General features: G+C 47.5%; 9 protein-coding genes. 5 read left to right on the forward strand and 4 right to left on the reverse strand.

The window, feature by feature from the left end; translation table 11 throughout:
* Positions 1-307: 307 nt before the first annotated feature.
* From rpoD to JFC05_RS05360, 3 genes are all read right to left on the reverse strand, one after another.
* Positions 308-2,233 carry an RNA polymerase sigma factor RpoD gene (gene rpoD, locus JFC05_RS05350; RefSeq protein ID WP_198336073.1) on the reverse strand — a complete coding sequence of 642 codons (1,926 nt, stop codon included), beginning with the start codon at positions 2,231-2,233 and terminating at the stop codon, positions 308-310.
* Between the two features lie 644 nt (positions 2,234-2,877).
* On the reverse strand, positions 2,878-5,025 hold the full coding sequence (locus JFC05_RS05355) for a DNA primase (RefSeq protein ID WP_198336074.1): 2,148 nt from the start codon (positions 5,023-5,025) through the stop codon (positions 2,878-2,880).
* 155 nt (positions 5,026-5,180) lie between these two features.
* Positions 5,181-6,350, reverse strand: coding sequence for an outer membrane protein assembly factor BamD (locus JFC05_RS05360; RefSeq protein WP_198336075.1), 1,170 nt, complete (start codon positions 6,348-6,350; stop codon positions 5,181-5,183).
* A 728-nt stretch (positions 6,351-7,078) separates the two neighbouring features.
* On the opposite strand from JFC05_RS05360, the gene JFC05_RS05365 reads away from it, so the two are divergent.
* From JFC05_RS05365 to JFC05_RS05375, 3 genes are all read left to right on the forward strand, one after another.
* Positions 7,079-8,320 carry an RluA family pseudouridine synthase gene (locus JFC05_RS05365; RefSeq protein ID WP_227697424.1) on the forward strand — a complete coding sequence of 414 codons (1,242 nt, stop codon included), beginning with the start codon at positions 7,079-7,081 and terminating at the stop codon, positions 8,318-8,320.
* A 60-nt stretch (positions 8,321-8,380) separates the two neighbouring features.
* Positions 8,381-9,337: a purine nucleoside phosphorylase YfiH/LACC1 family protein gene (locus JFC05_RS05370; RefSeq protein WP_198336076.1), complete on the forward strand. Its 957-nt coding sequence runs from the start codon at positions 8,381-8,383 to the stop codon at positions 9,335-9,337.
* Between the two features lie 83 nt (positions 9,338-9,420).
* The gene (locus JFC05_RS05375) at positions 9,421-10,038 is read left to right on the forward strand and encodes a flavodoxin family protein (protein ID WP_198336077.1); all 618 of its coding nucleotides are present in this window, start codon (positions 9,421-9,423) and stop codon (positions 10,036-10,038) included.
* Positions 10,039-10,459: 421 nt separating this feature from the next.
* On the opposite strand, the gene JFC05_RS12845 is transcribed toward JFC05_RS05375, so the two are convergent.
* A complete protein-coding gene (locus JFC05_RS12845; protein WP_265089355.1) occupies positions 10,460-10,594 on the reverse strand; it encodes a hypothetical protein in 135 nt (44 codons plus the stop codon).
* Positions 10,595-11,320: 726 nt separating this feature from the next.
* On the opposite strand from JFC05_RS12845, the gene JFC05_RS05380 reads away from it, so the two are divergent.
* Together JFC05_RS05380 and JFC05_RS05385 are read left to right on the forward strand one after the other, a co-directional pair.
* Positions 11,321-12,775 carry a cytochrome c gene (locus tag JFC05_RS05380; protein WP_198336078.1) on the forward strand — a complete coding sequence of 485 codons (1,455 nt, stop codon included), beginning with the start codon at positions 11,321-11,323 and terminating at the stop codon, positions 12,773-12,775.
* A gap of 240 nt (positions 12,776-13,015) precedes the next feature.
* A complete protein-coding gene (locus tag JFC05_RS05385; protein WP_198336079.1) occupies positions 13,016-14,617 on the forward strand; it encodes a flavin monoamine oxidase family protein in 1,602 nt (533 codons plus the stop codon).
* The last annotated feature ends 15 nt before the right edge of the window (positions 14,618-14,632 follow it).

Genomic DNA, 14,632 nt, shown 5'->3' on the forward strand with positions numbered 1-14,632 from the left:
CAGTATACAGCGCTAGCTGTGCTAGGTGGTTATACGCTCAATAATACATAAAGGCAATGATTTTTTGAATGAAATGCTTTTGAGAGGATAGATGATGAGGTACAAAGACGGTTTATTGATTAATCAATGAAAGCTGTATGGTATCTATCAATAAGTAGACATAATGAATAAGCGGCCTCGACACATAGACCGACACAATGAGTAGACACAAAAAAAGCTGAGATATACTCAGCTTTTTCATGTTAGCAAAATTATTATTAGCAAATACTTGAGACCTATTATCTAGACTCCGTATATCCCTGATAACTTAGTCGTTCTCTAAAAAAGAGCGTAGATGCTCAGAGCGCGAAGGGTGGCGCAGTTTACGCAGAGCTTTTGCTTCGATCTGACGGATACGCTCACGGGTGACATCGAACTGCTTGCCGACTTCCTCTAGTGTATGATCGGTTGGCATATCGATACCAAAGCGCATTTTTAACACGCGCGCTTCACGTTCGGTGAGATTGCCCAATACATCACGTGTCGCTTCTTGTAGGCCAGCTGCTGTGGCATCGTCAACAGGGCTTGAGATGGTACCATCTTCGATAAAGTCACCTAGGTGTGAGTCTTCGTCATCACCGATAGGCGTCTCCATCGAGATCGGTTCTTTGGCAATTTTGAGCACTTTACGGACTTTGACTTCGTCCATCTCTAAGCGTTCGCCTAGCTCCTCAGGCGTCGGCTCGCGTCCCATCTCCTGTAGCAGCTGACGTGAGACACGGTTTATCTTGTTGATGGTCTCAATCATGTGCACAGGGATACGGATGGTGCGCGCTTGGTCAGCGATAGAGCGGGTAATCGCCTGACGAATCCACCATGTCGCATAGGTCGAAAACTTATAACCGCGGCGATATTCAAACTTATCGACCGCCTTCATCAGACCGATGTTACCTTCTTGGATGAGATCCAAGAACTGTAGACCACGGTTGGTGTATTTTTTGGCGATAGAGATGACCAGACGTAGGTTGGCCTCGACCATTTCTTTTTTGGCGCGGCGCGCTTTTGCTTCACCGACGGCCATACGGCGGGCGACGTCTTTCATATCGTGGATTTTCATGTCGAGCTGCTGCTCGTAGTCACGAATGCGGCGCTGCAATAAAATCACATCGTCGGCGACTTTTTCTAGGGTGCCGGCAAATGCAGGCTTACCTTTGATACGCTCAATGAGCCAATCGACGTTGGTTTCGTTGCTAGGAAAGGTCTTACGGAACTCGTCACGCGGCATACGACCACGGCGAATCACCAAACGCATGATTTGACGCTCTTGCTTACGCACATCGTCATAGACATCGTGCATGATGGCCATGACTTGATCTGATAGGCGGTTATTGAGCTTGAGCATCATAAAACGCTCTGCCAATAGCGCATAGGCAGCATCTGCTTCGACACTACCACGGCCATAATCAAGCAAGGCTTGTTTGGCTTTGTTAAATAAGTGCTCGATCTCTTCTAGGCGCAGACGGACTTCTTCTGGATCAAGGCCGCTGGTTTCTTCTTCCGCTTCCTCTTCCACGTCGTCTTCGTCTTCGTCGTCCTCATCGTCAAGCGCGGCTGCCTTGGCATTGACCTTGGCTTTGATAACGGGTGGATTTTCTTTTTCTTCTTTGATGCGCTCACGCTCTTCTTTTGCCGCGTCTTTGGCTTCTTGAGCGGTAATTTTGTCTTCTTCAGTTTCAGGATCTAAGAAACCTGTGATGACATCGGACAGTTTCTTTTCACCATCTTGTACTTTTTGATACTCGTCAAGGACGAACTGCACCGTACCTGGCCAGTAAGCCATGGCATGCTGCACGTCGCGGATACCTTCTTCAATACGCTTGGCGATGGCAATCTCGCCTTCGCGGGTCAACAAATCGACCGTGCCCATCTCGCGCATATACATACGCACAGGGTCAGTGGTGCGACCAGGCTCAGTCTCAACAGAGGCGAGTACAGCCGCTGCTTCGTCTGCTGCCATGTCATCATCACTTGAGTCATCGTTCATCAAGATGTCATCGGCATCAGGCGCAGATTCGAAGATTTTGATACCAACGTCGGTTAGCATCTGCACAATATCTTCGATCTGATCGCTTTCGGTAATAGAGTCTGGCAGTTGGTCATTCACCTCAGCATAGGTTAGATACCCCTGCTCTTTACCCATTTGGATTAAGGTGGCCAGTTGAGATGTGGACTGAGAAACTGACTTATCTTTCATAAATACTCGCTTACTTGCATCGGACATTTTTATATTGTGACTCGCTATCGCTCTTGGGGTGCGTTGATCTTATCAATCGATTGATCAAAATATGGCGTAGAGGTTGTCAATAATATCAAAAATGAGTGGATATGAATAAAGGCTCAAAACACTACAATAATTTTGCTAAAAACAGCTAAAAACTTAAAAAACATCAAGTACTAAAACAAGACGCAATATCGGTATTAGGACATACCCTCAATTCAGTCGATAGTCACACAAATGGGCTAAAAAATGAGGACGCGCCCTAAAATCTATCTAAAGACATCTGCCAATCAGCAGAGAGTAAACAAGGCTGTCAATACGCAGCGCCACAGTTTACCACAGACCGCAGTCATCAAGCACGAGGTAGTGATAGTGACCAACGGTTTTTTACTGATTATTTGCGGTCTTTTTATTTAGCCGCTCATCAAGTCGTGCGCAGGCTATTTGGCATAATCACTAGTAGTGGGGGCGGCGGCCATACTTTTAAAGGGGATGTGCTTTTTTAATAAAAACCAGCGGTTTTTAGCAGGTCTAATTATTATTTTAAAAAGGCATTTTTAAAGGCATTATTTTTAAAAATAACATTTTCAAAACTGTCATCCCCCATACATCAATCGACCCTAGACCGTGGTCATCTGTGCTGACTGCTCTGCTTGCTGCGCGCGTAGCCAGTCATTTAGCAGTTGGGTCTGCTTACGGACAATCGCCAGCTTGATATGGTCAGGGTTTTTTATCAAATCTTGTATTTTTTTCTTCATGCTGCGCTCAAGTAGCTGGCTGACCAGCTCTTCAATGAGACCATCGAGGCTTAAGATATTGCGCGCTGTCAAGGCGCGATAAAAACCACTCCAGCTACGGCTTAGGTTTTCTTGCGTGCTGGGCTGGAGATTTGACATGACAAAATGAGCAGCCGCGTTTACATCTGCAGGCAAGTACTTTAAGCAGCGCGTGATGGTACTGACGATATCCAGCAATTCGTTATCTTGCAAGTCTTGCCACGCCAAAGGCCGCAAGGTATCGGCTGAGGTTTTTTGTCTGATATGGGCAGGTAGCTGCAAATCATGAATACCTGCCTGCCGCCAAATCGACTCTATTGGGTCATCGAGCAACGCCCGCGGCTGAAACAAAAAACACAGCTGCAACTGCTGGCTGATGGTCATCTCACCATCAAAATCTAGCAGCGCATCTTTGGCGTCTTTGTTTTGGTTGCGTCTGCCGCCAAGCTTTTGGTAAATATCGTTGTTTAGCAAGTAACGAAAGCTACTGCCTTTGGGCAGTGCCGCGGTCAATGAGCGCACTTGCGACATCAGCTTGGCTTTGCCTTCTGCCAAGGATAAATCGTGGCGCTCACTGAGATAGGCAAAAATATACTGCGACAATGGCATGGCGTTTACGATTTGCTCGCGCATGGCATCGCTACCCTGAGCCTTGATAAAGGTATCAGGATCATGGCCATTGGGCAGGGTCAAAAAGCGCAGCTCTTTGTCGTCACTGAGTACCGGCAGTGCCACCTCAAGGGTGCGCCAAGCCGCTTTTTGTCCTGCGCTATCGCCATCGAAGCTCAGGGTGAGGGTCGGGTTGAGCGTTAGTAATCGCGATATCTGGCTTTCATTAATGGCGGTGCCCATGGACGCCACCGCGCCATAGATGCCAACTTGGTAGAGAGCTATGACATCCATATAGCCTTCGACCACCAGCCAGCTGTCGGCGCGCTGCTGGCGAGATTCATAGTAACCATACAGCACATGCTGCTTATGGAATACAGGCGAGTCTGAGGAGTTGATGTATTTGGGTTTTACCTCGTCATCGAGCGCTCGACCGCCAAAGCCGATGGTGCGCCCTTGGTTGTCTCGAATTGGAAAAATCACCCGATCACGTAGTAAGTCGTAGTCGCGGCCAGACTCAGATTGCCGCACCAGTCCTAGGGCTTTTAGGCCTTCGATATCCTGCGGAAACTGATGCTCAAGGTGCTGCCAGCCAAAGGGCGCGTAGCCAAGACCAAAGGTCTCAAATGTATCCTCTGTGATACCGCGTGACAAAAAATAGTGCTTGGCATGCGGATGCGTGGTCAGATTGTGCTGATAAAACTGCTGGATTTGTTCGAGCAGATCGTACAAGTTACCTTCTTGATCAAGCGCCCCGTCATTGATACTGTTGACACTATCAAAACCCATACCACTATCTGAGTCGCTTAGCCAAGCGGGCGGGTAGCTGGCGTCGTTTGGGTAGTCTGAGCCATAGTCCTCTGCTGCATAAGGGGCCAAGTCATAGGCGGCTAAGGGTGGGTAATCGTCATAGCCATGGCTATCGTGGGCCGGCTGTTCGGCATAGTGGGTAGGATTTGTTTGCTCTTGATTATCAAAAGACCTATGTGGTGATGAGGGACTATCAGCTTGTGACTTGCTAATTGGCCGCGCCGCTGATTTAGTAGTAGGCGGCTGCTTGGTGCGCTGATAGCTCACATTTCGCTGTTCTTCTTGCGGGACTTCAATGCCCGTTTGTTTGGATAGCTCATTGACCGCTTCAATAAAGGTAAGGCTTTCATAATCACGCAAAAAACTGATGGCATTGCCGCCGACACCACAGCCAAAGCAGTGATAAATGTTTTTTTGTGGATTGACATAAAACGACGGCGATTTTTCGCCATGAAAGGGGCAGCAGCCTTTATACTCATTACCTGCACGTTTGAGCGTGGTATGACGACCAATGATACTGATCAAGTCAGCTTGGCTGTTTAGTTGCTCAAGGATATGGTTAGGGATGCTCATACAAAAAACAGTTTACCATAGGTCAGTGGTTTTGATGGATATATGTGTCTATATGCGTTTATGCGCGTCTGGCTATCATACAAAAACAGAAAAATAAGGCCAACAATGTGTTGACCTTATTTTATGATGTCAGAAACTGTGGGCTAAAAAACCGCCTATTCTACGGGTGTCGTGCGGCGTACCGGATTGGTGTTTTGCGGATCGACGTTTGCTTCTCTGGCGGTAGAGCCTGTACTGGCTTGATCGGTCACGCGCTCCGTTTCAGCTTCAGGCAAGCCCAGACCTATATTGATACCGCGATTACGGGTAGGCGCGCTGCTAGTCGATGTGCTGCTTGGCGCTGTATTGGTATTTGCTGTGTTGTTCGCGGGCAATCTGAGCTGCTGAGCATTGCGCACTATTTGGGTTTTGGTTGCGCCATTGTACTCACCTGTCGCCACCGAGGTGTCTTTCATGCCTGAGCGTCCAAGCTGACCAAAGGTAAACTTATTAAACCAGCTACGGTCGCGTTTGGTACTTAGCTTCACGCGGCCATCACGGGTCAGCCACGTGGGGTAGTTGATCTGCAACAGCGTCTTATATTCACTTGCCAAGTCCGTCATGCCAAGCTTGTCATAGCTATAAGCAAGGACAGCGATGGCTTCTGGGATAGATTCGCTAAGTGGGTAGTATTGAAACACCCATTTGGCACGGTTGGCTGCTGCCACATAGGCTTCGCGCTCGATATACCATCTGGCTGCACTCATCTCACTTTCGGCAAATTGATTATAAATAAACGTCATGCGCTGCGCAGCATCTGGCGTATATGGGCTGTTTGGGTATTTGTTGATAAGCTCTTGAAAATTGGCAAAGGCCAGACGGAAGTAGGCTGTATCACGTTCGGCTTGATTGAGCTTAAACAGTTTAAGACCCTCAGATGAGCCTTGCATATTGGCAACGCCGCGCACATAGTAAGCGTAACTGACCTGTGGGTTAGAAGGATATAAACGAATAAACTGCTCAGCACTGGCTGCCGCCATCTCATATTTGCCGCTTTCGTATTGGGCATACATCATGTCAAGCAGCGCTTGCTCTGCATACTGACCGGTGGGATAAAAAGTGCGCAAATTGGTCAAATCTTCGATCGCTTGGGTATAGCGTCCTTTATCAATCTGAGTAATCGCATCGTTATAGTAAGCTTGCTCGGGTTTCTCTGCCGTTTCTACCGCGTCGACGTCTTTGCCGCCAGTCAGATTTTTAAAGGTCTGACAACCCACAAGGTTTACGCTCAGCGCCAGTAGGGTGATTGAGGACAGTTTGATAAACGTATTGCCAACAGCTTGCATACTTTTTCTCCGACACAGGACGCATAATAGTAGCGGCGCTACCATGCTATATAAAAGGTTAATAATAAAAAACGATGCTTAGGCACCGGCTCATGGTCTGTTATTGAGCATGCCAATATCAAAAGACAGCCCCATAGCATACAGCAAAATATGGCTTACTTTATATAATAACTTGTGCTTCGTCTATGGTTTATCTTTATGCCCATCACCATACATGCCATATTTTGGCGGCTGCGTGCTTGTGCTGCGCCTGCTTGACACTGACAATATAGCAGACCCTCGATGATTTTTGCAGTTTAGCATGAGCGGCCTTAGCGAGCGATAAGCAATGCCCCTGACGATGACAAATATACAGTAAATTACAGCCATGTTATATTTCAGAGAGTTAAGCGATATTACTGACTGGCCTATAAGGCGCAAAATCTGACAGATACTGTACTGCATCTATAGGGCTTAGGCGCTGAGCATGATACACTATGATGATATTGTTTTTGCTTTTTTTTGTGAGGGCAGTGCTTTGGTGATAGTCGATACACTTTAAAAGTGACATATTATTTTGAATGAATGATAGCCTGTAATAAGTAGTTAATATAGGGTTTTATCAGGATGTCTGAGCCAAAGTATGTCCACAGTAAACAAAGAGAGTAGATAAAGACCGCCTGACAAAATCGACTTATTGGCCCATGTCAGCGTTATGACCATATGACCATATGATGAATGATGATGCTATGACAAACCCTTCCACCCATCCAATATCGAATCACTCGCTCATGACTGATTCAACAGCGCAAGAGTCACCAAACCCGATGCCAAATGATGTTTTGAATGATAGTAAGCCAACTGATGACACGCAGATGACACTCAATGAGCCGCTACACGATAGTGTAGCAGCAGAGGAGGCCGCGCCCGAAGATAGCGAGATATTCGCGTATGAAGAGGGCGATGACAGCGACGATGGTGATGTCATTGACGATAGTGAGGATGATGATGCGCCAGCCGCTGACCAAGCCGAGGTGAATGTGATCCATACTGTCACAGAAGACGAGGCTGGTCTGCGTATTGATAAGCTGGCTTCGCAAGTCTTTACGGATTTTTCGCGAGTGCAATTACAAGGCTGGATCAGTGATGGTAGCCTGCTACACAATGGCCAAGTCCAAAAACCCAAAGTACGTGTCAAAGCTGAAGATGTGCTGCATCTGTCCACGACTTTGCAGCAGCACAGCGAAGATCAACCAGAGAATATCGCCATCGATGTCGTCTACGAAGACGATGATGTGCTGGTGATTGACAAGCCTGTCGGTATGGTCGTCCACCCTGGCGCGGGCAATCAGACGGGCACCTTGGTCAATGCGTTACTGTATCATTATCCGCAGCAGCACCATCTGCCGCGTGCAGGTCTGGTGCACCGTATCGATAAAGACACCTCAGGGCTACTACTGATAGGAAAAACCAAACCCGCCCAAATGGCCTTGATGGAACAGTTAAAAGACAAGTCTGTCTATCGTCATTATCAGTGCGTAGTCGCAGGAGATGCGGCAAGCCTGCTACGTCATCGCCGTATCGATGCGCCAATCGGTCGCCACCGTAATCAGCGTACAAAAATGACTGTGATGACAGCAGGGCGTGAGGCGGTCACTCATTTGTTAGAGGTAACCCCGCTGAATGAAAACTACTGTCTATTAGACGTCGGTTTGGAGACGGGTCGTACTCACCAAATACGTGTGCATTTGAGCCATATTACTTATCCGATAGTTGGTGACCGTGTCTATGGCGGGCGTCGTCAATTACGCGCAGGTTTAAGCGATGCCCAGCGTCAAGCGATTAGCAGCTTTCCGCGTCAGGCGTTGCACGCCTATGCGTTAGGGTTTGTCCATCCGACCACAGGCGAGGATATCGAAGTCACCACACCGCTGCCAGAAGACATGCAAACGCTTATTTCGGTATTAAGTGATGGTTACGATGACGAGTAACCGTCATACTATTGTTAACGCGAGCTATCGTTAACTCGTGCTAAGAGACAGGAAGCTGCTATGACAAAAAACCTGCCAATGACAGTGCTGGCACACATTGATGATGTGGTGGTCTTTCAAACGGCCGCTTGTCTTGAGACAGATACAGATATTAGTAGTGATTTATATCAAAGCCAGCAATCAACCGCTCAGGCAAACTACGGTGCGCTGAATTTAGGCCTGCATGTCAATGATCATGCAGTTAGGGTACTAGGCAACCGCATGCGCGTATTGGCGGCCATCAACGAGCAGCTCAGGCCAGTTGACGCTTTAGCGACTGACCGCGCCCAAGGCCGCTATATTAAGCGTTTGCATTGGGTCGATCAGGTTCATGGCAAGCATATTTATGATGTCGATGCTTGTCCGCTAAGTATGCAGCCCGCGGCAGCGGACGCCATGGTCAGTCAACAAGCAGGGTTAGGGCTGGCTATCATGACCGCTGACTGTGTGCCTGTGGTACTGTACCAACCCGCCAGTGGTCAGATTGCCGCGATTCATGCTGGTTGGCAAGGGCTGGCGGTCGGTGTCATTCCAGCGGCGGTGCAGCGCTTTACGCAGGCAGGAGAAATTCAGGCGTGGATAGGGGTGTGTATCAGCCAAGCCAACTACGAAGTAGACAGCCGCGTGCGAGACAAGCTACTGGCAGGATGCCGAGACAGTCAGGCATTACCTGCGCATACCCTAAGCGGTACGGAGCGTTTTGATCAGCTGTATGTGGCCACGTCAGCGGCGCATCAAACCACCGATTCTGCTGCCTGTAAAGATAAGATCACACTAGATTTGCCTAAGATAGCCGCCGACCAGCTCAGCCATGCGGGTGTGAACCTAGCAAACAGAGCGCCGATTAGCTGCAGCTATGCCGACTCGCACTATTATTCTTATCGTCGGCAAACCCACTTGCAGCAGCCTGCGACTGGGCGGATGGCACTGATTATCGTGCGTGGCGCTTTGAGCCATACGGGCGGCGAGATGTCATAGACGATACGTCGTTTGATTGGTCACTGATTTGGCCTTTATTTATTTTCGTTTTTTTTATTTTTATTTATCATTATAGAGTTTGTATGAACACATCAACCGAAGCCTCTGCATCAGCTGCCGCTCCCCAAAGCCCGCCTAACGTAACGATGGCGGTTATTTATCATAGTAACTATGGTCATACCAAGCGCGTCGCAGAAGCGATCGTACAAGGTGCGCGTACTCAGTTGCCCGCCGATCAGGCACGCGCGATTGATGTGCACGACATCGATTGGGCGTTTGTCGATCAGGCAGATTTGTTGGTATTTGGCAGTGCAGTCTATATGGGCAGTGTCACCGCTGAGTTCAAAACTTTTATGGACGAGACCTCAAAGCGCTGGTACCACCGAAAATGGGAGGGCAAATGGGCTGCCGCTTTTGCCAATTCAGGCGGTTTAAGCGGGGATAAGCTCGCAGTCTTACAGCAGATATCCTTGTATGCGATGCAGCATGGTATGAACTGGATTGGCTTGCCGCTAATGCCAACGGGGCACGAAGCGACAGACCTCAACCGTTTGTCGAGCTTTTTGGGCTTGATGACCCAGTCGCTTGATGGGCCGCCTGAAACGACGCCAGGACCTGGCGATATCGATACCGCGATTTGGTTTGGCAATCATTTGGCTAAGACCATTATCAAACATCAGCCAGCCGATAGCAGACCCTAGTATCAGCTTTGCTATATCATATGGCCGTTTATTTCATATAGTCGATTTATTCTAAAGGTGACAGGGCGCTACTGGTATAAGTTTTATGTACGTGCTGCTCCCACAGAGGCGGTGCATCTCCTACATTTCTAACAATTTTGTTTTAAGCTGATTATGTCGGTTTGAGGATGGTTTGAGCATCAGTGATTATTCTCTCTTAACTTAAATATAGTTAATTTACTTTAAAACCGATACAGTGCAGCTGGTATGAATTTTGCGCCGCATCTGTCAGCGTAGACACAGCAAGCAAGGAAAATTTGTACCAGTTGCACGTGCATATGAGCGTATCGACTTTATTTCGAACTGACTATAGTATCCAAAAAGCAGACAGCCAATGTTGTCTGCTTTTTTTGGTTTTATATCCAATCGACTATAGAGGTTTTTATTTGGCCTCATGAACGTGAGCGTGCAGAGTGGTAGGCACAGAGGTGACAGGAATAGGACTTTCGACAAACTGAAACGACTGGCAGCCTGATAGCAGCATCATCGTGCTCAATAAAGCAAATAGTGACTTCATAATAAAATCTCAAAAAGGGCCCTGCCAACTACAAACAAGTCGGTGCAAATCATATAAACATAGAAAAATATAGGTAAGCGATATTACTGTATGACAGGTCTGATAGGCGATACAGCATCCAGCAATGTATCTATTATGTACAGTAAAGGCAGGCCAAAGTAAAAAATAACGCCAGCGTTTTAGTATTATACAAGATTATGGCGCGTTTTAATAAAATATAAAAATGAATGTTTAAGGTAAGCCATTGTTTTTGATTATTATATTTCTAAACTGTTTTATAAAATATGCTTTTGTATATTATTAAAAATATAAGCGAGTCGGCTCAGGTAGTTTTTTAACTTTTGTAAAAAAATGGAGGTAATAAGTTACTACGCAAGCAATAGCAGAAAAATAGCTTTACATTAGTAAGGGAGTAGAGAGTATCGAGTAACCATTTATAAGGCTGATTTAGACCAGAGGCTAATCAGTAAAAGATTAAAATAAGCGCAATATACTGGCCATGAGTGTGTTATCTGCTGCTTTAAATAAGGCATACAGTGCCAAATAAGTGATGGTCAACGCAGATGTATTATCTGGTCAAAAATTATTTGATAAGTCATATGCTGGAAAAATGGATTTTTAAGATACGTCAGGAAGCCAATATTAAAAGATAACAATAATGAAAACATCTTAGTGAATTAAAAATATCAAATCATTAAAACTAGATGCCAGCTATAAGAGGATATTATGAAGCCATTTTCTATGATGTTATCGATGCTCGTCATCGGTATGACCTCTGGTACCGTCATGGCGCAAGGCAGTAACGTTGCCGATGCCACCCTACCAAATGCCAGCTTGCCCAATGTCAGCCCCGCCAATAGCGAGCTGGTCAATCGCGGCGCTTATATCGCAAGGGCGGCTGACTGTATGGCCTGTCACGGCGAGGACTATACAGGCGGGACCGCCATAGAGACTCCCATGGGGGATATTTACTCTACCAATATCACACCCTCAAAACGTTATGGCATCGGTGATTATACCGAAAAAGACCTAAAAAATGCTTTGCAAAAAGGCCGTGCTCCTACACATATGCTTTATCCTGCCATGCCATATCCCTCTTATCATGGTATGAATGACGAAGACATCAAGGCACTATTTGCGTATTTACAAACGGTGCCCGCTGTCGATGAAGCGCCCAAACAAAAGACTGATTTGCCGTTTCCCTTTAATATCCGTGCCCTAATGCTGGGCTGGAACTTCTTAAACGTGCCAGCGACCGAAAACCGTGAAGGCCTGAGCCCAACGCAGCAGCGCGGTGAGTATTTGGTCAATAATCTCGAGCATTGCGGTACTTGTCATACGCCGCGTAACAGCACCATGGGGTTTGATAAAGAAAAATACCTATCTGGTGCCCAGCTCGGGCATTGGTATGCACCCAATATCACCCCTGACGAGTCAAGCGGTATCGGCAGTTGGAGTGAGCAGGATATCGTCACCTATCTACGGACAGGGGAGCTGGATCAGCGGGCGTATGCTGGCGGTCCGATGGGCGAGGCCGTGGCTCATAGTACGCAGTACCTCACACACGAAGATTTAAGCGCGATCGCCTCTTATCTAAAAGCCATCCCAGCGGTGCAGACAGATGACAAAGTATCAGCTGTCGATGTGGCGCGCTTGCCAACCCCTATCAATGACTCAATCACTCATGATCTTTTGGCACAAAAAGACTATCTGGCTCAGGCCAAAGCAGATGCGGGCAATAGCAGTAATTCGCCTGAGTCTTTGTACCTAGCGACATGTGGTAGCTGCCATGGTGTCAATGGTTATGGTCAACCGGATGCCCAGTATTCTCCTATCGTCGGTCTGAGCAGTATTCGCCGTGACAACCCTGATGCGCTTGTCAATATCATCTTGCATGGGGTAGTCGGCAGCACCAATACCTCACCGATTATGCCTGGGTTTGCCGACCAGCTCGATAGTGAACAAATTGCCAGTATCGCCAATTATGTGCGCGTAAACTTCGGCGGACTGACAGACAGCGACGTCAGTGCTGCTGATGTCGAACGTATTGCGTCAGCAGGGAATGAGCAGCCGTTTTTAATAAAATACGCAGGTTTACTGGCGATTATTGGCATCATCGTAGCGATTTTGCTCATCATCTTCATAATACGAGCCATCATGCGCAAAAGACGCCAGTCGTAACCTTGCTGTCTTTTGTCATGGATGCTACTAAGTAACGCCAGACTATTTAGCAAAACCAATCACAAATAATAATAGGGCAGACGGCCGCGCACACGTTGAGTATCGCATAGTAGCATCATCAGTCTGCTACCAAGCTGATAGCTTTATAGGAAAATAGCCTATCAATACTCAAACTGGCGGTGCCACACAGAGCAAAAAACCACAAGCGAACCGTCATGCACCAACTTTAAGGATATGATTATGAAAGACATGCTCCAATCCCCAACACGGCGCCAATTGCTCTCCATGATCGGTAAAACAGCCGGAGCAACGGCGATGTATCAGGCGATGACCACGCTAGGGTTTGCCTCTGAGTCGACATTTCAAGAGTCCATGGAGCTTGAAGGGGCACCTCCGGGCGCTAGTATTATCGTCCTTGGGGCAGGCTTGGGTGGTCTGACGGCCGCTTATGAGCTGCGTCAGGCAGGCTATAATGTCAAGGTTTTGGAGTTTCAAAACCGCGGCGGCGGGCGTAGCTGGACACTAAATAGCGGAGATAGATATACCGAGCTTGGCGGTGCGGAAGTGACATGCGACTTTGAGGAAGGCAATTATTTTAATGGTGGGCCTTGGCGATTACCGAGCCATCATTATGCAGTGTTTCATTACTGCAAAAAATTTGGCGTAGAAATGCAGCCGTTTATCCAAACCAATGATCGAGCTTATTTGCATCGGACCAATTACTTCGGCGGTGTCCCTCAGCGTCTAGGGGACGTCAAAAACGATATTCAAGGCAATATCGCAGAGCTGATGTCCAAGGTGGTCAACGTCGGCGGCCTGGATCGCTCGGTCAATACCGAAGATAAAGAAAAGCTACTAGAGGGCTTAAAAGGTTGGGGCGTGCTGGACAAAGACTATCGTTATCGCGCGAGCAATGCCACCAGCAAGCACCGCGGCTATAGCGTATTGCCAGGCGGCGGGCTTATGCCAACAGAGACACCCTCAAAACCGCTACCGATGAGTGAGATACTAGACTCAGGCATGTGGTCTGATATTTATAGCAATCATATGACGTATGCGCATCAGCCCACGATGTTTCAGCCAGTAGGTGGCATGGGTAAGATAGGCGACGCCTTTACGCGTGAGTGCCGCGATATGATCGAATTTAATGCCAAGGTCACTAAGATTCACCAAGATGAGACGGGCGTGACGGTCAGCTATGTAGATAGCAACAACCCAGAAGGGACGGTGAAGACGGTACGGGCGGATTGGTGTGTCTGCAATATTCCTCTGACTGTCTTGACCCAGCTTGATATCAATGTCTCAAAGCCTATGAAGCAGGCGATGGCGGCAGTGCCTTATGATACTTCTTATAAAGTCGGCCTAGAATTTAAGCGCCGTTTTTGGGAAGAGGATGAGTGGATCTATGGCGGCTTAACCTATACCAATATGCCAATTACCCAAATCGCTTATCCCTCTGAGGATATGTTTAAGGACGGCACAGGCGTTTTATTAGGGGCGTATGGTTTTGGCGCTACTTCTTATAAATTTAATACCCTAACGCCGCAGGAGCGTATCAACGTCGCACTGGCCTATGGTAAATATATTCACCCACAGTATCCCAAAGAGTTTCGTGCTGGGACATCAGTGGTCTGGCATCGCATTCCGTGGACTTTGGGCTGTTATGGTATCTGGAGCGAATCTAGCCGCAAACAGCACTACGATACGCTGTGCAGCATAGACAATCGTATCGTCTTAACTGGCGAGCATTGCTCTCATATACCAGCATGGCAAGAAGGCGCTATTTTATCTGGCATAGACGCCGCCAATCGCCTGCATAAAAAAGCAAAAATGCTTGGTTAATATTGATAACAATAA

Origin of the sequence: Psychrobacter celer, assembly GCF_016107555.1 — a bacterium.
Classification (GTDB): domain Bacteria; phylum Pseudomonadota; class Gammaproteobacteria; order Pseudomonadales; family Moraxellaceae; genus Psychrobacter; species Psychrobacter celer.

Bases quoted from the DNA above. Each gene is read 5' to 3' on its own strand.
- rpoD (WP_198336073.1), bottom strand. From the start codon at position 2,233: ATGAAAGATAAGTCAGTTTCTCAGTCCACATCTCAACTGGCCACCTTA.
- JFC05_RS05355 (WP_198336074.1), bottom strand. From the start codon at position 5,025: ATGAGCATCCCTAACCATATCCTTGAGCAACTAAACAGCCAAGCTGAC.
- JFC05_RS05360 (WP_198336075.1), bottom strand. From the start codon at position 6,350: ATGCAAGCTGTTGGCAATACGTTTATCAAACTGTCCTCAATCACCCTA.
- JFC05_RS05365 (WP_227697424.1), top strand. From the start codon at position 7,079: ATGACAAACCCTTCCACCCATCCAATATCGAATCACTCGCTCATGACT.
- JFC05_RS05370 (WP_198336076.1), top strand. From the start codon at position 8,381: ATGACAAAAAACCTGCCAATGACAGTGCTGGCACACATTGATGATGTG.
- JFC05_RS05375 (WP_198336077.1), top strand. From the start codon at position 9,421: ATGAACACATCAACCGAAGCCTCTGCATCAGCTGCCGCTCCCCAAAGC.
- JFC05_RS12845 (WP_265089355.1), bottom strand. From the start codon at position 10,594: ATGAAGTCACTATTTGCTTTATTGAGCACGATGATGCTGCTATCAGGC.
- JFC05_RS05380 (WP_198336078.1), top strand. From the start codon at position 11,321: ATGAAGCCATTTTCTATGATGTTATCGATGCTCGTCATCGGTATGACC.
- JFC05_RS05385 (WP_198336079.1), top strand. From the start codon at position 13,016: ATGAAAGACATGCTCCAATCCCCAACACGGCGCCAATTGCTCTCCATG.